General features: G+C 71.2%; 16 protein-coding genes and 2 pseudogenes. 8 read left to right on the top strand and 10 right to left on the bottom strand.

The genetic code is table 11. The features are described from left to right. Positions 1–151: 151 nt before the first annotated feature. Genes ACFY0P_RS46270 through ACFY0P_RS46250 form a run of 5 tightly spaced genes read left to right on the top strand, consistent with a single transcriptional unit; the run spans position 152 to position 5,627 of the window. Positions 152–787 (top strand): hypothetical protein, encoded by a 636-nt coding sequence (locus ACFY0P_RS46270; protein WP_388928341.1) that lies wholly within the window; start codon positions 152–154, stop codon positions 785–787. A gap of 5 nt (positions 788–792) precedes the next feature. Further along, a complete protein-coding gene (locus tag ACFY0P_RS46265) occupies positions 793–1,527 on the top strand; it encodes an ABC transporter ATP-binding protein (protein WP_388928339.1) in 735 nt (244 codons plus the stop codon). Then, entirely contained in the window at positions 1,514–2,176 is a 663-nt protein-coding gene (locus ACFY0P_RS46260) for an ABC transporter ATP-binding protein (protein WP_388928337.1), read from the top strand. Before ACFY0P_RS46265 ends, ACFY0P_RS46260 begins: the two co-directional genes overlap by 14 nt. Next, positions 2,173–4,824 carry an FtsX-like permease family protein gene (locus ACFY0P_RS46255; protein ID WP_388928335.1) on the top strand — a complete coding sequence of 884 codons (2,652 nt, stop codon included), beginning with the start codon at positions 2,173–2,175 and terminating at the stop codon, positions 4,822–4,824. The genes ACFY0P_RS46260 and ACFY0P_RS46255 overlap by 4 nt, the downstream gene beginning before the upstream one ends. A 56-nt stretch (positions 4,825–4,880) precedes the next feature. Next, positions 4,881–5,627: a response regulator transcription factor gene (locus ACFY0P_RS46250; protein ID WP_388928333.1), complete on the top strand. Its 747-nt coding sequence runs from the start codon at positions 4,881–4,883 to the stop codon at positions 5,625–5,627. A gap of 45 nt (positions 5,628–5,672) precedes the next feature. Here the strand turns inward: ACFY0P_RS46250 and ACFY0P_RS46245 are convergent, their stop codons facing one another. The 3 genes and pseudogenes from ACFY0P_RS46245 to ACFY0P_RS46235 all read right to left on the bottom strand — a co-directional run. Next, the gene (locus ACFY0P_RS46245) at positions 5,673–6,611 is read right to left on the bottom strand and encodes a YbhN family protein (RefSeq protein ID WP_388928331.1); all 939 of its coding nucleotides are present in this window, start codon (positions 6,609–6,611) and stop codon (positions 5,673–5,675) included. Positions 6,612–6,787: 176 nt separating this feature from the next. Then, positions 6,788–7,180, bottom strand: a pseudogene (locus tag ACFY0P_RS46240) (hypothetical protein); the annotation flags it as partial. A 151-nt stretch (positions 7,181–7,331) separates the two neighbouring features. Beyond that, positions 7,332–7,457: pseudogene (locus ACFY0P_RS46235) on the bottom strand (LuxR C-terminal-related transcriptional regulator); the annotation flags it as partial. Positions 7,458–8,084: 627 nt separating this feature from the next. Between ACFY0P_RS46235 and ACFY0P_RS46230 the strand changes: the two are divergent. After that, a complete protein-coding gene (locus ACFY0P_RS46230; protein ID WP_388928328.1) occupies positions 8,085–8,933 on the top strand; it encodes an ABC transporter permease in 849 nt (282 codons plus the stop codon). 321 nt (positions 8,934–9,254) lie between these two features. On the opposite strand, the gene ACFY0P_RS46225 is transcribed toward ACFY0P_RS46230, so the two are convergent. The 6 genes from ACFY0P_RS46225 to ACFY0P_RS46200 form a co-directional block, all read right to left on the bottom strand. Beyond that, positions 9,255–10,112 carry a hypothetical protein gene (locus tag ACFY0P_RS46225; RefSeq protein WP_388928325.1) on the bottom strand — a complete coding sequence of 286 codons (858 nt, stop codon included), beginning with the start codon at positions 10,110–10,112 and terminating at the stop codon, positions 9,255–9,257. Between the two features lie 154 nt (positions 10,113–10,266). Further along, positions 10,267–11,103: a hypothetical protein gene (locus ACFY0P_RS46220; RefSeq protein WP_388928323.1), complete on the bottom strand. Its 837-nt coding sequence runs from the start codon at positions 11,101–11,103 to the stop codon at positions 10,267–10,269. Positions 11,104–11,315: 212 nt separating this feature from the next. Beyond that, entirely contained in the window at positions 11,316–12,590 is a 1,275-nt protein-coding gene (locus ACFY0P_RS46215) for a hypothetical protein (protein WP_388928320.1), read from the bottom strand. A gap of 38 nt (positions 12,591–12,628) precedes the next feature. Continuing rightward, complete coding sequence (locus tag ACFY0P_RS46210; protein WP_388928317.1) at positions 12,629–13,897, bottom strand: sensor histidine kinase; 1,269 nt, start codon at positions 13,895–13,897, stop codon at positions 12,629–12,631. After that, entirely contained in the window at positions 13,888–14,541 is a 654-nt protein-coding gene (locus tag ACFY0P_RS46205; protein ID WP_388928314.1) for a response regulator transcription factor, read from the bottom strand. The genes ACFY0P_RS46210 and ACFY0P_RS46205 overlap by 10 nt, the downstream gene beginning before the upstream one ends. Positions 14,542–14,573: 32 nt before the next feature. Continuing rightward, on the bottom strand, positions 14,574–15,263 hold the full coding sequence (locus tag ACFY0P_RS46200; RefSeq protein WP_388928311.1) for a DedA family protein: 690 nt from the start codon (positions 15,261–15,263) through the stop codon (positions 14,574–14,576). A gap of 430 nt (positions 15,264–15,693) precedes the next feature. Here ACFY0P_RS46200 and ACFY0P_RS46195 point away from each other — a divergent pair, with 430 nt between their 5' ends. Next, positions 15,694–16,122, top strand: a complete 429-nt coding sequence (locus tag ACFY0P_RS46195; RefSeq protein WP_388928308.1) for a BlaI/MecI/CopY family transcriptional regulator — start codon at positions 15,694–15,696, stop codon at positions 16,120–16,122. Positions 16,123–16,126: 4 nt separating this feature from the next. Next, positions 16,127–17,149 carry a M56 family metallopeptidase gene (locus ACFY0P_RS46190; RefSeq protein WP_388928305.1) on the top strand — a complete coding sequence of 341 codons (1,023 nt, stop codon included), beginning with the start codon at positions 16,127–16,129 and terminating at the stop codon, positions 17,147–17,149. 392 nt (positions 17,150–17,541) lie between these two features. On the opposite strand, the gene ACFY0P_RS46185 is transcribed toward ACFY0P_RS46190, so the two are convergent. After that, entirely contained in the window at positions 17,542–18,219 is a 678-nt protein-coding gene (locus ACFY0P_RS46185) for a phosphatase PAP2 family protein (RefSeq protein ID WP_388928302.1), read from the bottom strand. Between the last annotated feature and the right edge of the window lie 404 nt (positions 18,220–18,623).

The following is an 18,623-nucleotide window of genomic DNA, read 5'->3' as shown; positions in this document are numbered from 1 at the left end:
CCTCATCATGCGGGGCGCTCACCTGGGCGGATGCGCTGCGCCACACGGTTTTGCCGTCGTCTAACCCGCTGCGAGCGGGGCGTTAACCGGCCGCTTCCTAGCGTCGGTGCCATGACCGTCCGGTCCGAGGCTCCTCTGGAGGGCAGTGACCATGGCAGCACACACCAGGACGTACGCGGTGGTCGGGCTCACCCTCGCGGCGGCGGTGACCGCCGGCTGTTCCGGATCCGGGTCGCACGCCGGCTCCGGCAGCCCGGCCTCCGGGTCGACCACCGTCAGCGGGCAGAAGCAGCCGGCACCCACGGAGTCCAACCCGCCCGGCGACATCCCCGACAACCAGGTGTACGTCTCCTACCGGCCCACCGGCGGTACCTTCACCGGCTTCACCCTGAAGGTGCCCGAAGGCTGGGCCCGCACGAGCCAGGGCTCCACCACCGCGTTCACCGACAAGCTCAACACCGTGAAAATCACCGCGGTCTCCGCCTCCGGCGCGCCCACGGTCGGCTCGGTCTCCAACACGGTCGTACCCCAACTCCACTCCCAGGTACCGAAGTTCTCCTCGGCCAAGGTGAGTGAGGTGACCCGGCACGCCGGCCGGGTGATCCTGCTGACCTATCAGGGCGACTCGGCGAAGGACCCGGTCACCGGCAAGGTGGTGCGGGACGCCTTCGAGCGGTACGCGTTCTACCGCGCGGGGCACGAGGTGGACCTGACCCTGTCCGGACCGGTCAAGGCCGACAACGTCGACCCGTGGCGCATCGTCAGCGACTCCTTCACCTGGCGGTGAGCATCATGTCCGACGGCACACAGAGCGGCGGTGTCGCAGGCGATGCCCTCACGGCACGCGAGCTGTACCGCTTCTACCGGGCCGGCGAGGAGGAGACGCTCGCGCTGCGCGGGGTGTCGCTGAGGGTGGGGCGTGGCGAGACGGTCGCGGTCGTGGGTCCGTCCGGGGCCGGCAAGTCGACCCTGCTGGCGTGCCTGGCCGGACTCGACGAGCCCTCCGGCGGCGAGGTCCGCGTCGACGGCGTACGGATCAGCCATCGGCCCGAGACCGAGCGGGCCCGGCTGCGGGCCCGGCATATCGGCGTCCTGCTGCAGACCCGCAACCTGCTGCCGCACCTCAGCGTGCGCGACAACGTCCGCCTGCCGCAGCGGGCCCAGGGCCGCAGAGCCCTCGTCCCGGCCGGCGAACTACTGGCTCGGGTGGGGCTCGCCGACCGGGCGCACGCCCTGCCGCGCCAGTTGTCCGGCGGAGAGCTGGCGCGGGCCGGGCTCGCCGTCGCGCTGGCCAACGCGCCCGCCGTCCTGCTCGCCGACGAACCGACCGGTGAACTCGACGGCGAGACCGAGCAGTTGGTCCTGGCGATGCTGCGGGAGCGGGCCGCGGAGGGATGCGCGGTGCTGATCGTCACGCACAGCCGGGAAGCGGTCCGTGTCGCGGACCGGGTGATCACCCTGACCGATGGGAAGGCCACCGATGCCCGACGGGAGGACCGCAAGGAGGCACCCGATGCCGTCGGATGAGGTACTTGTCAGCTGTGCGGACGCGGCCCTGACCTTCGGCCGTGGGCCTCAGGCGGTCGTGGCCGTGCACGGTGCCGACCTGGAGATCCGGGCCGGGGACCGGCTCGCGGTCGTCGGCCCCTCGGGGTCGGGCAAGAGCTCGCTGCTGCACCTGCTCGCCGGGCTGGAACAGCCCACCAGCGGCACCGTCTCCCGGGCCGCCGCGCTCGGGCCGTACGACATCGGTCTGGTCTTCCAGGGCGACAGCCTGATACCAGCCCTGAACGTGGCAGAGAACACCGCTCTGCCCCTGGTCCTCACCGATCGTCCGGAGGACGAGGCGCGACTGTGCGCGCTCGCGGCACTCGCCCTGGTGGACGCCGCCGACCTGGCCGACCGGCTCCCCGAGGAGATCTCCGGCGGCCAGGCCCAGCGGGTGGCCGTCGCCCGGGTCCTGGCCCAGGCGCCACGTCTGATCCTCGCCGACGAACCAACCGGGCGCCTCGACCACGCCACCGGCAGCCACGTCCTGGACGCGCTGCTGGCGGCCGCCGACCACACCGGCGCGGCCCTCGTCGTCACCACCCACGACCCCGCTGTCGCCGCCCGGCTCACCGTCCGCCGGAGCATGCGCGACGGGCGCCTGCTCGCACCCGAGGAGGTTCCGTGATCACCACGTGGGCGAGCGGACTGGCCCGCCACCGCACCGGACGGCTGCTGGCCGCCCTGACCGGCGTCGCGCTCGCGGTCGCCCTGGTCGCCGCGCTCGGCTCCTTCCTCACCGCGTCGAAGGCGACGATGACCCAGCGTGCCGTGCGCTCGGTCGCCGTGGACTGGCAGGTCCAGGTGCAGCCCGGCGCCGACCCGCGTACGGTCCTGTCCCTGGTGGCCAGGACCCCGGGCACGCGCACCGCCCTGCCCGTCGGCTTCGCGCACACCAGCGGCTTCACCGCTCACGTGCAGGGAAGCACCCAGGCCACCGGCCCCGGCATGGCCCTCGGCCTGCCCGACGGCTACCGCGCCCGTTTCCCCGACGCCGTCCGCACGCTCTCCGGTTCGTCCAGCGGTGTCCTGCTGGGCCAGCAGACCGCCTCCAACCTGCACGCGGCACCCGGCGACACCATCGGCATCCAGCTTCCGGGTGCCGGTCTGCGCCAGGTGAAGGTGGACGGCGTGGTCGACCTGCCGCAGGCCGACTCCCTCTTCCAGACCGTCGGAGCCCCGAGCCAGTCCCAGCCGACCGCGCCCCCGGACAACGTCGTGCTCCTGCCCGCCACCCAGTTCGCCGCCCTCACTGGCGGCGTCACCGGTGTCACCACCCAGATCCACACCGCTCGCGACAACGCCCGTTTGCCCTCCGACCCGGCCGCCGCGTACTCCGCCGTCACCGGAGCCGCCCACAACCTCGAAGCCCGCTCCGCCGGTACGGCCCTGGTCGGTAACAACATCGGCGCGGCTCTCGACTCGGCCCGGCAGGACGCCCTGTACGCCCAGATCCTCTTCCTCTTCCTCGGTGTGCCGGGCGCAGTGCTGGCCGCCACACTGACGGCGGCGGTCGCCTCGGCCGGCGGCGGACGGCGCCGTCAGGAACAGGGGCTGCTGCGGCTGCGCGGTCTGCGGCCCCGCCAGATCACCGCACTCGCCGGGCTGGAGGCGGCCCTGATCGGCCTCGCGGGGGGCCTGGCCGGGCTGGGTATCGCCGCCCTCACCGGCCGTCTCGCCTTCGGCACGGCCTCCTTCGGGGCGAGCGCGGGCACCTGGTCCGTCTGGTACGCCGTCGCCTTCGTGCTCGGGGCCGCGGTGGCCGCGGGTGCGGTCCTCGTCCCGGCCGTGCGGGACCTGCGCACGGTGACCGTCGCCGACACCCGCAAGCAGGAGGACGGACGAGGCTCCCGGTCGCCCTGGTGGATGCGCTATGGCCTGGACTTCGCCCTCCTGATCGGCTCGTGGCTCGTCTTCCGTGCCTCCTCCGGCAACCAGTACGCACTCGTCCTCGCCCCGGAGGGCGTCCCCAGCATCTCCGTGTCGTACTGGGCCTTTCTCGGCCCCGCTCTGCTGTGGATCGGCGCGGCCCTGCTGCTCTGGCGTCTCACCCTGCTCGCCCTCACCCACGGGCGGCCCGCGCTGGCCCGGCTGGCCCGGCCGCTGACCGCGACCCTGGCCGGCACCACCGCCGCCGTGCTGGCCCGGCGCCGCCGCCCGTTCGCCCGGTCGGTGGTCCTGCTCGCCCTCGCCGTCTCCTTCGCGGTCTCCACCGCCGTCTTCAACGCCACCTACCACCAGCAGGCCGAGGTCGACGCCCGGCTGACCAACGGCGCCGACGTCACCGTCACCGAACCACCGGGTGCCCGCGTCCCGCCCACAGCCGGAGCAGCGCTCAAGGTCTCCGGCGTACGGCACGTCGAACCCCTCCAGCACCGCTTCGCCTACGTCGGCTCCGACCTGCAGGACCTCTACGGCGTCCGACCGGACAGCGTCGCCAAGGCCACCTCGCTCCAGGACGCCTACTTCGCCGGCGGCACCGCCGACCAGCTGATGCGCCGCCTCGCCCAGCGCCCGGACAACCTCCTCGTCAGCGTCGAGACCGTCAACGACTTCCAGCTCTCCCCCGGCGACACCCTCAACCTGCGCATCCAGGACGCGCGCACCAAGTCCCTGCGCACGGTCCCCTTCCACTACGCCGGCATCGCCAAGGAGTTCCCCACCGCCCCCAAGGACAGCTTCTTCGTCGCCAACGCCGCCTACATCGCCAAGGCCACCGGTGACGACTCGGTCGGCGCCTTCCTCCTCGACACCGGCGGCACGAACCAGCGGCAGATCGCCGCCCACCTGCGGGGGCAGCTCGGTACCCGGGCCACCGTCACCGATCTCACCCAGACCCGCGGCACCGTCGGCACCAGCCTGACCTCGGTCGACCTGGCCGGCCTCACCCGCATCGAGCTCGCCTTCGCCGTCCTGCTCGCCGCCGGGGCCGGCGGCCTGGTCCTCGCCCTCGGACTCGCCGAACGCCGCCGGACCTTCGCCATCGCCACCGTCCTCGGCGCGCGACCACGCCAGCTGCGCGGCATGGTCCTCGCCGAGGCCCTGCTCCTCGCCGTCGCCGGCCTGGCCGGAGGCGCTCTCATCGGCTGGGCCCTGTCGGAGATGCTGGTCAAGGTCCTGACCGGCGTCTTCGATCCGCCACCCGCGACCCTGTCGATCCCCGGTGCCTACCTGGCACTCACCGGGGCAGCCGCCGTCGCCGCCATCCTGGCAGCGGCCCTCAACGGCATCCGCGGCAGCCACCGCCCAGCCGTGGAGGAGCTCCGCGACCTGTGAACCCGGCGTGCACTCATGACGAGCCCCTCGTCCCGGCGACTCCTAGGCTGTCGACCATGCGCACGCCCGCCGCACCGGACCGCAGCCGACTGCGCGTCCTCGTCGTCGAGGACGACGACACCATCGGCCGCCACCTGGAAACCGGCCTGCGCGGCCACGACTACGCCCCGACGTGGTGCCGCACCGGAGCGGGCGCACTGGCGGAGGCCCAGCAGGCACCGTACGAGGTACTGCTACTGGACCTGGGGCTGCCGGACATGGACGGCCTGGACGTCGCCCGGCAGCTGCGCGCCCGCCTCCCCGACCTGCTGATCGTCGTGCTGACGGCACGGACCGACGACATCGACATCATCGCCGGGTTGGACGCCGGGGCCGACGACTACCTGGTCAAGCCGTTCAGCCTGACCGTGCTGCTCGCCCGGCTGCGGGCCCACCTCAGACGGCACGTGGTGGCCGTGCCGGCCCGGGAGCCGGTGCGGCTGGGCGATCTGGTCGTCGACGTGACGGCCCGTCGCTGCGCACTGCTCGGCGTCGACGTCCCGCTGCGGGCCAAGGAGTTCGACCTGCTCGCGGTGCTGGCCACGCGGGTCGGCGAAGCGGTCTCGCGCGAGACGCTGATGGCCGAGGTGTGGGACGAGAACTGGTTCGGCTCCACCAAGACCCTCGACGTGACGTTGGCCGGCCTGCGCCGCAGACTCACCGAGGTGGCGCAGACGGGCGGGCGGCCGGCCCGGCTGCCCCGGATCACCACGTTGCGGGGGCACGGATACCGGCTGGAACGGCAACCCGATCCGCCGGGTTGAGGGCGCGCGCAGAGTGCCCCCAGGTATGACGAACAACTCGCCGGCTCACAAGGCCGAGCGGCGGGCCAGCAGCGCCAGGACCAGCAGCCCGGGGGCCATCGGCAGCCATCCGGTCAGCAGGCGGTAGCCGAGGACCGTCGTCACCGCCTGTGCTCCCGGCGCGCCGGCCGCCGTGAGCGCGAGAGCGAGCGCGGCGTCCAGAGACCCCAGCCCGCCCGGTGTCGGCAGCAGCGCTGCCGCGCCGCTGGCGACCAGGTAGGCCATGACCACGCGGTTCGCGGGGAGGCCGAGGCCGATCGCGTGGATCAGGGCAAGGACCACCCCGGCATGCAGCAGAGCGAACGCGACCGACCCGCCCCACAACGCACAGGCCCGCGCCGGGCACCGGTGCACGTCCCGCACGTCGGCGAAGGCCCGGGCCACCAGTCGTCTGAGGCGGTGGCTGATCGCAGCCGCCAGGACGACGACTCCGGCCGCCACCGGCAGCAGAACCAGCACATGCGGGACCCGCGCGGAGAGATGGACCGTGCCGGGCGCAGCGACCAGCAGAGCCACCCCCAGCGCACACCGCACCAATCCGCCGACGGCCGCCTTCACCGCCAGCGCGGTCGCCGAGCGCCGGGTGGAAAGCCCGCACCGCGTCAGGAACCGCAGGTTGACCACCGTCGCTCCGACCCCCGCCGGAAGCAGGTGATTGGCGGCGCCGGCCGCGAACTGCGCCGCCACCAGCCGCCCCCTGGGCAGCCGTTCGACCACCGCCCCCTGCTGTGCCACGGCCGCGCACACCCAGGTGCCCATCGCGGCGAGGCAGGCGAGCACCAGCCACTCCCGGTCGGCAGCGGCCAGCCGGTCGGTGCCGCTGTCCAGCGTGGCCCGGTGCACGGCGAGCACCCAACCGGCGGCGGCAAGCACAGTCAGGGTGATGGCCAGCTGGAAGTACAGTCGCCTGCCCACAGTGATCGGCAGGCCCTCGGCCGCGGTCACAGCGCTCCCCTTCCCTGCCGTGCACCGGGTGCCACGTACGCCCGAAGACCGCCGACCTGTTCAGCGGTCCAGGTGCGCGCGTACGCGGGCGCACGGCCCCCCGGCGGAGCGAGGAGAGCGAAGGACGTGCGATGAGCGGCGCGCTTCAGCTCGGCCACCGTGGCGCTGGCGTCGTGCCCCGCCGTGGCCAGGACGCCGGGTCCGAAGTGGCCCCGCCGGACGCGCAGGGCGAGGTGGAGGGCCAGTCCGGAGAGGACGGCCAGGTAGGTCCGGGGCAGGACGGTGGAGTCGGACCACGACGCGATCGGGGCGACGAGGAGCGAGATGCCGCGGGAGCGGGGCGCGCTGAAGTAGGCGGCGGGCACGTGACCGCTGACCTGGCTGACGTAGACGGTCTCGTCCCAGCCGAGGCCGAGATCGGGCCGTACGAGGACGAGCTGGGCGAGCGTGAACGCGGCCGCGACCGCTCCGAGCCGGGGGTCGCCTCGCGGGCGCCGGGGCCGGACGGCCTGCGCGGGAAGGCCGGTAGGCGGGGCACCGGTCGCCATGGCGTTCGAGCCGTCGGTCATCGTTTGCCTCTCGTCGTCACACGCCGCCGAACCGGCCACCGAGCCGAAACCTCCTACAGACCGTAGGAGGACATCCCACCCTACGACTTGTAGGGTGAGAGGCGGGTGAGAAGACGCCTGTTCCCTTCGGACCGCGGCGTTCCCGCCAGCCGGCACCGGGGCGAGCGATTCCCCGGTCGTAGGCGAAGATCACGGCCTGGACGCGGTCACGGGCGGCGACCTTGGCCGGGACTCGGCCGACATGCGTCTTCACGGTGGACTCGGCCACGACGCAGCGGCCGCGGTGGCGTGGGTGCCGGCGGCAGCCTCGCTCACGGCACCCGCCCGCCGCCACGACTCGATCATCACCCGCGCTCACGGCCCCCCGTACCGAAGAACGGCTCGGTCGCACGCGGCTCGCCGTCCTTCCCGCCGAGGGAGGAACCACCGCCGACGACCGCTCGCCCCCACCGCTCGCTTTCGCCCTGACGCCCTGGGTACTCGACGTGCTGTTGCCCGACCTCGAGGGCCCCGCCGTGGCTCGGCGCATCCGAGCGCTCCTGCCCGAGGTCTCCGTTCTCTTCCTGACCGCTTGCGATGTTGCGCCGGAAGTCGCCTGAGAGTCGCAGATCCGTTGATGGACGAGACTGCTCACGAGTCACTCGCAACGGCAGGCTCCTTGAGCTCTCTCCCGACGAGTTCGCTCTGCTTCGCTCCGGGAGCACTTCCCGTGTCGTCGATTTGTACATCGCCTACTTGCGCCGGAGGATCGACGCAGCGGGCAACGTACTCGGCCGGGTATCACCAACCCACGTAGGTCCCCTAGGGCAGCCTCAGACGGCAGTCAACGGGACCGTCTGCAGCGTCGAAGCCACGGCATTGTGCCCGCAGACCCTCAGCCCAACAGCGATGAACGGTGAGACGCATGAGCTCCGCCTCGACCAGCCTTCTGCCTGTCGATGCCAACCTCGGCTGGACCCTGGCCGTACTCCTCGCAACAGCCGTGGCGGTTACCGCCACGGCCCGTTTGTCCCCAGATCAAGGCTTCGGCCGAGCACGCGAAGTCCTGACTGCGGGAGTGCGTGCCGCCGTGCAACTCATAGCCGTATCCGCGGTCATCGGATGGGTTGTGTCCTCGCGCGCCGGCCTTCCGGCGTTCCTGATCCTGATGTACGGGGTCGCGGTACGCACTGCAGGCCGACGGATCACCGCGAACGGATCCTGGTGGTGGGCAGGCGTGCCGATCGCCGCGAGTGTGGTACCGGCTGTCGCCCTCCTGCTGGCCACAGGACTCGTTTCGCCCCACGGCATAGCCGTCATCCCGATCACCGGAATCCTGATCGGAGGCGCCCTCACCGCGACGGTCCTGGCCGGCCGCCAGAGTCTCTCGGCGCTCGCGCAACGCCACGGTGAGGTCGAGGCCGGTCTCGCGCTCGGGATGACGGAACGCGATGCGAGGATCGAGATCGCCAGGCCCGCAGCTTCCGACGCACTGCTGCCGGGTCTCGACCAGACTCGCACCGTCGGCTTGGTAACCCTGCCCGGCGCTTTTGTCGGCATGTTGCTCGGCGGAGCCGACCCCCTTGTCGCCGGAGCAGTTCAACTCTTCGTCCTCATAGCCCTGATGGCCGTTCAGGCCGTGGCTGTGACAGTCACTCTCGAACTTGTGGCCCGCTGCCACATCACCGCCGAGCAACCAGGCGGGCCCCGGGTCTCACACAACCGACGGCTCTTCGTGCACCGCAGGCGGACGCCGGTCCCGCCACAACCGTGACACCGCTGCGGACGCCATGCGCGGGACGGAAGCCACAAGGCCCGCGCACCTACGCTCGCTTGTCCCCACACGTTCAGGCACGCCGCGCGCATCGGCACACCGCTTCCGCACGGTGCAGGCTCCCGCCCTTTGCCGAGCGGGCACAGACAGAGGAGACGACGTACGACTCGAAGAGGCCCGTGGACCAAACCAAAGAGGAGACACGGCGCAGGGGCTCGGGGTGCCTGCCGCCTCGGTGTGGGCAGGCACCCCCGAACACGTACTCGACATCTGGCCGGCAGGCGACTCGGCTTTCGCTGAGGCCTGCCCTGGGTGGGGTGGCTACGCCCGCTCGCTACGGGTCCTGCCTTCCTGGACGTGCGCGTAGGCCATGAGGGCGAGCAGGACGGCCAGCAGGACCGCGGAGGAACCGGGGGTACCGAGATCGAGACCACCCTTGGCTACCGGCTTGGTCAGGAAGTCGCCCGCGGTGGCGCCGAGGGGGCGGGTGAGGACGAACGCGATCCAGAACAGCAGGACGTTCGGCACCACGGGCACCTTCATCAGGGCGACCAGTACGGCGAGAAGCCCGGTCACCAGCAGCGCGCCGCCCGCGTATCCGAGCCCGGAGCTGTCGGACAGGAAGTCACCCATGGAGGTGCCCAAGGTGTTGGAGACGAGGATCGCCGACCAGAACAGAGCCTCACCGCGGAAGGTGACGATGTCGCGGATCTGGAACGTCATTCCGCTCAGCCGCCAGACGGCGAAGACGACCAGCAGGATCGAGATGAGGATCGCCGCGCCGACGGGATAGCCGAGGCCGAGGCCCTGTGGCCCCCAGCCGAGTGAGGTGGCGCCGCCGGACAGGTACTTCGTGCTGGCGTCGCGGTTCATGAAGTCGGACATCGTGGTGCCGGCCATGCTGGTCGACAGGATGACCGTCCAGTAGAAGAACGGGTTGTAGCGGCGGGACCCGAGCTGGACGACGAGGGTCACCACGAAGATCAGGAACAGCGCGATCGTGGTGAGGAAGTAACCCAGCTTCAAGGTCTGGGAGAAAAGGTCACCGGCCGTCTCGCCCAGGGTCGTCGCCGCGATCTTCATGATCCAGAAGGCGAGGGTGACCTCGGGCAGTTTCTTCATCACCGATTTCGTCGTGCTCGCGACGTCGAGGTCGGTGAGATCGTTCGGCTGCTGCAAGGTGGGGGGCTCCTTGTGTGGTCGCAGGGCAAGGTGCTCGTCCTGCTATGGGGGCGAGCACCTTGCCACAGGGGCGACCGCGGTGAGGCGATCGCGATCAACGACCTTGGCAGCGGCAGCCTGAACACCTCTGGAACGCCTGCCCCGTCCCTGTTCAGGCGGCGTGGCGCGCGGCTCGCTGCGGCTGCCCGACGTCCTTCCGGGTCACCGCCAGGTACACCACCAGGCCGAGGACGACACCGAGGAACAGCACGCTCGTGACGACGGTGCCCAGGCCCACTCCGCCGTCACCGGTCGGCTGCGAGAGGTAGTCGCCGATGGACGCGCCGAGCGGGCGGGTGAGGACATAGGCGATCCAGAAGCTCCACACCGCGTCCAGGTCAAGCGCGAAGTGTGCGAGGGCGACCGCGGTGATGACCAGGGCGACCAGGACCGCGGACAGCCAGGAGCCGAAGTCCATCCGCTCGGAGACCAGGTCGCCGAGGGCGGTGCCGAGAGCGAAGGCGAACAGGACGGCGAGCCAGTAGAAGGACTCACGGGCGGTCGTGTCGATGTGGTGGATGGACAGGGTCCGCTCACGCCAGTACCAGACCACGAAGACCACCGCGAGGACGACCGCGAAGACGGTGGCGCCGGTCTCCAGCGGCACCCCCATGTCGTCGGTGAGATCGTCGCTGACCAGCGTGCCGACGACGCTGATCAGCGCGACAGCCGGCCAGTACACGCCGGCGCGGTAGGCGCCCGTGCGGAACTGCACGGCCAGGACGACCGCCAGCAGGGCGCTCATCAGCACCGATACTCCGGTCAGGCCGAGCCCGGCCTTCTCGTCGAGCAGGTCGGCCGCGGTCCCCCCGACCGTCGTGCACAGCACCTTGATGATCCAGAAGTAGACGGTGAGCTCGGGCACCTTGTTCCAGCGCGACCGGCGGCCCGAGGACGCCGCGGCATCGACCGATGAGGCCGCCGTGGTTTCTGATCTCGCGTGTGCCATGAGGCCCGACCGTGCCACGGACTACCTGAACACATCCTGACTGCCGTCCCGCGTTCGGCGCCCCGCCGCCCTCGCCCGAGCAGCGTGGTGTCGCCTCCCGGCCACGGCCTTGTCATGGCGGCGCTCCGCCGTTGCCCCCGGACTCCAGATCCCCGTCCTACATCAGCCGTGATCGGCGGCGACTCCGGCGGAGTCGCCGCCGATCAGGTCCGTCAGCGCATATCTGTGAGGAGGGTGCGGAGTTCGGCCTCCTGGTGGGCCTGCGACATCGGCGGGTTCGAGTGGTCGATACCGAAGGTCTTCAGGACCTGGTCCATCTGGGCGTCGAGGAACGTCCATCCGGTGTTGTCCAGCGGCTGCAACGAAGCCTGGTCGGCGTCCCAGAGGTCTCGCAGCGACTGGGCGGCTGTGTGGGCCCCGGTGGCGTTCCCGGACTGTACGTCCCTGAGTGAGGTCGATGCGAGTGTCCTCAGCGCGTCGACCTTCGTGGCCGGGAACTTCTTCACGGCCTGGCCGGGGGCGAGGTGAACGGTGGAGGTGGCGTCCTCCTCCGGCGCCGGGCCGACATGCGGCTGGCTGTGCGCCCAGACCAGCAGGCCCGCGGTGGCGACGGCGAGGAGGCCGAAGCCCGCCAGCGCGGTGCGCTCCCTGCGCGGGTTCGCGGTGACCTGCGGGGTGTGCGTGGCGTCGTAGGTCTCGGTCACGTCGGAGCGCGTCACCGTCAGGTAGATGACGGTCGCCAGGATGAGGCCGAGGAAGATCAGGCTGGTGGTGAAGGTGCCCAGTGCGAGGCCGGTGGGCTCGCCCGGCTGGGCGACCTTCGGGGAGGCGAGCCAGTCGCCGATGTTGGCGCCCAGCGGGCGGGTCAGGATGTAGGCGAGCCAGAAGGACAGCACCGGGTTCGCGCCGAACTTCCACAGCAGCATGATCGCCGCGATGAGGCCGAGCGGCAGCAGGACCGAGACGCCCGGGCTCCAGCCGGTGAGTTCGAGGGTCCAGTCGCCGGTCGCGGTGCCGAGCGCGAAGGTGACGAGAACGGTGAGCCAGTAGAAGGACTCACGCGGCAGCGTGTTGACCGAGTGGATCGAGAGGGTGCGCTCGCGCAGCCACCACACACCGAAGACCACGGCGAGCAGGACCGAGAACACTGTGGTGCTGATCCACAGCGGCACGTTGAGCTGGTCGGTCAGGATGTCGGTGTACAGCGTGCCCGTGACACTGACGACGACCACGGTCAGCCAGTACGGGAACGGGACGTACCGCTTCAGCCGCAGCTGGGCGCCCAGGACCACGACGAACACCGCGGTGAAGATCCAGGCCGTGTTCACCAGGCCGACGCCCAGCTTCATGTTGATCCAGTCGGCGAAGCTCTCACCGACGGTCGTGCACAGGATCTTGATCACCCAGAACCAGATGGTGACCTCGGGAACCTTGTTCAGCATCAGCCGCCCACTGCGGCGCGTGCGGGCTTCGCTCGTCGTTGTCATGCGCCGAGGTTGGCTCGGCCAACCTGCACACAACCTGACTACGCGATCGCCTCGGCCGTGGGGAAGGTCACCTCGACGCGGCCGTGACCATCCGCGATCGCACGGACTGCCACTCCTGCTGACACGGCGAGACGTTTTACCACCGCCAGCCCCAACCCGTGCCCGTCACCGCTGGTCACGCCCGCTTCGAAGACCCGGTCGACCTCCGCCGGGTCGAACCCGGGACCGTCGTCGAGGACATCGATCACGACCCCCTGGGGCTGGACGCGCGCCGTGACCCAGACGCGCGAACTCGCGTGCCGCAGGCCGTTCTCCAGCAGGGGTGACAGCACAGCCACCACGAGGTCGGTCGCCACGGCGACATCGACGTTGGCCGGGATGGCGAGTTCGATGGAGCGACCGGCGATCGCCTGTCGCGCCGCCGCCCTGAGATCGCAGCGGGTACCGCCGGGGATCCGTGTCCGGGCGGCACCGAGAATCGTGGTGATCGCCGTGTTCAGGCGGTCGACCTCGGTCAGAACGGCCTCCGGTGCCACCTGCTGACCGGAGAGCTGCGCCAACTGTGCCTCGCCCCGCAGGGCCGTCAGGGGGGTCCGCAACTCGTGGGCGATCTCGTCGGTGAGCCGGCGCTCGTCCGCGAGCGCGTTGTCCACGCGGTCGAGCAGGCGATCGAGGGTTCGCCCGAGTTCCCCGAACTCGTCGCGAGGAACGCCGAGGTCGAATCGGCGCCCGGGTTCGTGATCGCCCCACTCGTCGGCGAGAGCCGCCATGTCGTGGACCACCCGCAACGCGCGCCCCACCACGAGGTGCGCGACGACGCCTGCGAGCACGATCGAGATGCCGCCCAGAATCAGCGACATCGTCAGGCTGTGCTGCTCCGACGTCTCGTACGGCGTCAGATCCACCTTCACGACCACCATGACGTGGTGGCCTTCCAGCCGGATCGGCTGAGCATAGAGAAGGTGACTGCCGACCGTGGTGGTCTGGGACCGCCCGGAGCCGACGAGCGCGTCGACGCGTTCAAGGAAGCTGCCCGGCACGATTCCGTCGATGAGGTGCCCGTCGGCGTACACCCACGAGACCGTGTCCAGCGCTTCGTTGCCGCCCTCGATCAGCACGACGTGGCCACCGCGTACGGCCACGTTCGCCGCCACCGCCTCCGCACGGGTGTGCGCCAGAGCGTTCGCGTCGGCGTCGGTCACCTGGCTCAGCAACACGTGCGAGACCACCACCAGCACGGCGACCACCGCGGTCGCGATCAGAACCGCAAGGGCGACGACCCTCCCGCGGAAGCCTGTCACTCCCATCGATAGCCCACCCCGCGGACCGTAGCCAGGCGATCGGCCACGCCCAGCGCACCGAGCTTAGTCCGGAGCCGGCGAACATAGGAGTCAAGGGTGTTGTCGCTGACCTGCGCGCCATGCGGCCAGCCCGCGGCGACCAGGGCATGGCGGCGTACCGCGTCGCCCTGTGAGGCGATGAGCCTGCCCAGCAACCGGAACTCGGTCGGCGTCAGGCTCTCGCTCGTCGAACCGTGGATCACGACATGCTTCGCCGGATCGAGAACGACGCCCCTCGGTGGGGTCGTCGCGGTTGTTCTGCGCAGCAGGGCGCGGACCCTCACCAGCAACTCCGGGATGTCGAACGGTTTCGTCATGTAGTCGTCGGCTCCCGCCTCGAAGCCGCCCACCTTGTGATGCATGCCGTCCAGAGCGGTGAGCATCAGCACCGGGGCATCGACGCCACGGGCCCGCAGCGCCAGGCAGACATCGCGGCCGTCGGCGTCCGGGAGTCCCAGATCCAGAACGACCAGGTGAGGGACCGGCTCAAGCTGGCGGAGCAGGCTGTCCGCAGTGGAAGCGACTGCGACCGTATGGCCGTCGTGCTCAAGTGCACGCTTGAGCACGTCACGAACCGCCGCATCGTCCTCACACACCACAATAGAAGGCACAGGCTGACCCTAGGTACTCCACCAACGGTTCTCTATTCTCCCTGGCCGGCGCGCTGGTGTTGCGCGAGATCCGCCCGTGCCGCCCGGCGCCCGCGGTACACCTCGGCGACGAGGGGGGCCAGAGACACGACGACGATCAGCGCCACCAACGGGAGCAGGTAGCGGTCGACGTTCGGGATCGACGAGCCGAGCGCGTACCCCGCGAGGGTGAGGCCGACGCTCCACACGAGCCCGCCGACGACCTGCCACCGGGTGAATGTCCGTACCGGCACCTCCAGCGCGCCCGCCACCGGATTGAGGACCGTGCGCACCACGGGCACGAAACGGGCCAGCACGATGGCCTTGGCATACCCATAGCGCTCCAGGAGTTCCTCGGCGCGCTTCGCTCCTTCGTGCAGTCGCGGGGAGTGGCTGCGAGCCAGCAGCGCTCCGCCGGCCTTCCGCCCGAGCAGATATCCGCACTGAGCCCCGGCCAACGCGCCTGCCGCCGCCGCCACGAGCAGGGGGCCGAGAGACAGATGCAGGCTCCCCTGCGCCGACCCCGTGCACAACAGGCCGGCGGTGAACAGCAGGGAGTCGCCCGGCAGGAAGAATCCGACCAGCAGTCCTGTCTCGGCGAACATCACCACGGCGACGCCCAGCACGCCGAAGGCGGCCAGCAGGGAGTGGGCGTCGAGCACGTTCACAGCCAACTGGGACGCCGCCGGAATCGGTGCCGTCATGGGGCAGGGTCCTTTCGGATGAATGAGTTCAGCCAGACAACTGGACGACTACGGCCTCGTAGACATCTGCCGGAGCCCTGGACACCCCTCGGGAGCACCCGCTCCCGTCCGTCACCCCGGCAGCCGACGAGAGAAGGCCGGCACAGACCGGATGACCGCCCGGTTCCCGCGATACCCCCACCGTACGCCCTGCCTCTACGTGATGTAGTAGCCGTTCGGGAATCGTCCGGAATCTCACATATCGCCGAGCGGCCGGAGGGACGCGCACCCCTGGACCGCCGCACTGGCCTCCGCCGCGGGCACCGGCACCCCGACGACGATCACGACGGCCCGCGCGCCGGGCACCCTCGTCACCACCGACGTCCTACAACAAGTAGGACGTGGGCGGGTAGCCTGTACGCGACGACGGCGAGGGAAGGCGGACGGCGAGGTGACGAGCCAAGGAGACGAGGAAGCCCACGAGGCATCCGGGCGGCGGGCTCGCGGCCAACTGGAGAGCGATGTACTCGCCGCGCTCTGGGCGGCGGACGGTCCACGGACCGCACGGGAGGTCCGGGAACAGCTGCCGGGCGACCTCGCCTACACGACCGTACTCACCATCCTGTCCCGGCTGCATGACAAGGGCATGCTGGTACGGCACCGCGAGGGCCGTGGCTATGCCTACGAGCCGGCCCGCGACGAGGCGTCGCACACCGCCCAGCGCATGCACTCCCTGCTGACGGGTGGCTCCGACCGTCAGGCGGTGCTGGCCCGCTTCGTCTCGGAGCTGTCCGAACAGGACGAGCACCTGCTGCAGCAGCTGCTGTCCGGGCACGACGACGTACTCCCCGAAAGCCGGCGTTCGCCCGGGAAGCGGTGAGCCGGTGCTGATCAGCGTCTACATCCCGTTCCTCGTCACGGCCGCACTCGCCGTGCTCGCACCCCCCGTGGCGCACCGGCTGCCCCCACGCCCGGCGGCCCTGGCGCTGGCCTGCGCCGCACTGGTGACGGCGGCCGGATGGGCGGGATCCCTCGCCCTGCTGGCTTTCACCGGAGTGGCACAGATCCCGCAGATCGCCGAGGAGGGCCGCTGGTCCGTGTCCGCGCTGCGCTCCCAGGATCCCGTCTATGCCGTGGTCGCGGCCCTGAGCACCCTGGTGCTCGCAGTGTGTGTCGTCTCTCTCGGCGTGGCCGCCGTCCGGCAGGGCCGCCACCTGCTCCGGGCCCGGCGAGAGTGCGCCGACCTGCCCGGACACACGGAGCTGGCCGTACTCGACGACGACGTCCCGCTGGCCTTCGCACTGCCCGGGTCACCGGGCCGGATCGTCGTCTCCCGGGGAATGCTGCGCCGTCTCGGTGACGCCGAGCGCGAGGCACTGCTCGCCCACGAGCGGGCGCATCTGCGGGGGCGTCACCACGTGTTCCAGAGCGTGTGGCGGCTCACGGCCGCCCTGAACCCGTTGCTGCGACCGGTGGCCGTCGCGGGCGACTTCGTCCTGGAGCGCTGGGCCGACGAGGAGGCCGCCGAGCGGGTCGGTGACCGCACGGTCGTCGCCCACGCCGTGGGCCGCGCCGCCCTGGCGTCCGCCGGTGCGTCCCGTCCGGCGGCGCTGGCCGCGACCGGCGGTGTGGTGCCCCAGCGGGTACGGGCCCTGCTGGCCCCGCCGCCCGCCCGTCGCAGCCTGCCCTTGCTGGCGGGCGGTCTGCTGCTGGCCGTCTGCTGCGCGAGCCTGGCCAACGCCGCCTCGGACAGCGACCGCATGCTGGACAGCGCGCAGTGGGCGCTGTGCAGGGCACATGCCAGTACCACCGCCGCCGCGCCGACCGACCACGACGATGCACCTGGGCACGGACCGAACGGCTGTGCCGCTCCTGATCGTCCGGAGCACGGAGAGCGGCACTTCTGACCTGCCGGGCGCCGTTCCTCACCCCCGTCGCGCGGTCGCCCGGCGGACCGGCAGGAGCACGACGAACATGCGCGGTGCGCGGCTCGCACCAAGGCGAGCCGACCGCCGAGCGATAAGGCCGGTTCACGGGCGAGCGTGAGCCCGATGCCGGCGTCCGGCCTGTCTACGCCGAGTCCGCGTCACTGCCGACGGCGGCAAGCGGCACGGCCACGCCTGGGGCCGGCTCCGGATCCGTCGGAAAGGGCCGGCATACGCGCGCCGCTCCCCCCAGGCCCTGCCGGCACACGGCCGACTCGGCGCCGAACGCCGGTTTGCCGACCCTGGTGCCGCCCCCGGTCTCGGCCGTTCCGGCACGCCGCACGATGTGAGAGGCTACGCCGCCGGACGGGCGGTCACAGTGGATCCCCGGCCGAAACGGCTTGCCGGGCCGGTGCTGTGGTGGCGATGACTTCGGTCGCCAGCAAGGGGCGCAGCGGCCCATGGCTCAGGGAGCCGACCAGCGGGGTGGCCCAGCGGCGCAGGGCCAAGCTGACGAGGAAGGCGACCGGGAGGGCGACGGCAGCGGAGCCGAGGACGTCGTGGGGGTAGTGGGCGCCGACGTAGACCCGGCTGAAGCCCTCCAGCACGGCGAACACGGCGGCGACGGCGGTCAGCCGGCGGTCGAGCAGGAAGAGCGCTGCCACGGTCGCGGCGGCCACGGTGGCGTGCCCGCTGGGGAAGGAGTAGTCCGAAGGCGCCGGGCAGGTGTCGACCAGGTAGGCGTGGGGCATCGACCGGCAGGGCCGCACCTCCGCGACGAGTTTCTTGACGACCTCGGCGGCGGCGAAGGCCGTCAGAACGGCGACCGGCGCTGCCAGCGCGACCGTCATCGCCCGCGGGCCACGGCGCCGTGCGGTCCACCAGCCCGCGATCATGAGGATGGCGAAGACCCCGAGACCAAGGTTGGTCCACACCTCCATGGGCGTGTTGAGCCACTTGGTGTCACGGGCGAAGTCGGTGACCGAGGTGAACAACGAGCCGTCGACGCCGGATCCGTCGAGGGCCAGTTGCGCGGTGGCGGCCGCGGCCATAGGGAGAGGTCCTTCCGTCTTTGAGAGTGCGTCAAGTGCTCACGGGATGAGCGAGCGGCCATGGGGTTCGGGCTCTGTCACCGGTCGCCTCTCGCTTGCAAGGTGACGTCTGAATGACATGGCGACGACGCCAGGGTGACCACCCGACTAATCTACTACATCTTGTAGACGTCAGAAGGACGGGCCGTTCGCCGCACAGCGCGGCCGAGGTCGGGTTTCGCCCGGCAGTGGCCACAGAGACCCCCACCTGACGGGCCGCGCCCACAGCGGAGACGCTGCATCCGCGAGGCCGGATGGGTCCGATCGGGGGCGAGGGGCGACGAACGGAAACGAAGCCCAGCCGGTTTGCCAGGTTCACCTGATCCCGGGAGGCCGCCTGGTCACCGACGTCGCGCCCGCCCAGG

This window comes from Streptomyces sp. NPDC001714 (genome assembly GCF_042892755.1).
In the GTDB taxonomy this organism is placed as follows: domain Bacteria; phylum Actinomycetota; class Actinomycetes; order Streptomycetales; family Streptomycetaceae; genus Streptomyces.
This window is presented reverse-complemented; position numbering and strand designations above follow the sequence as displayed.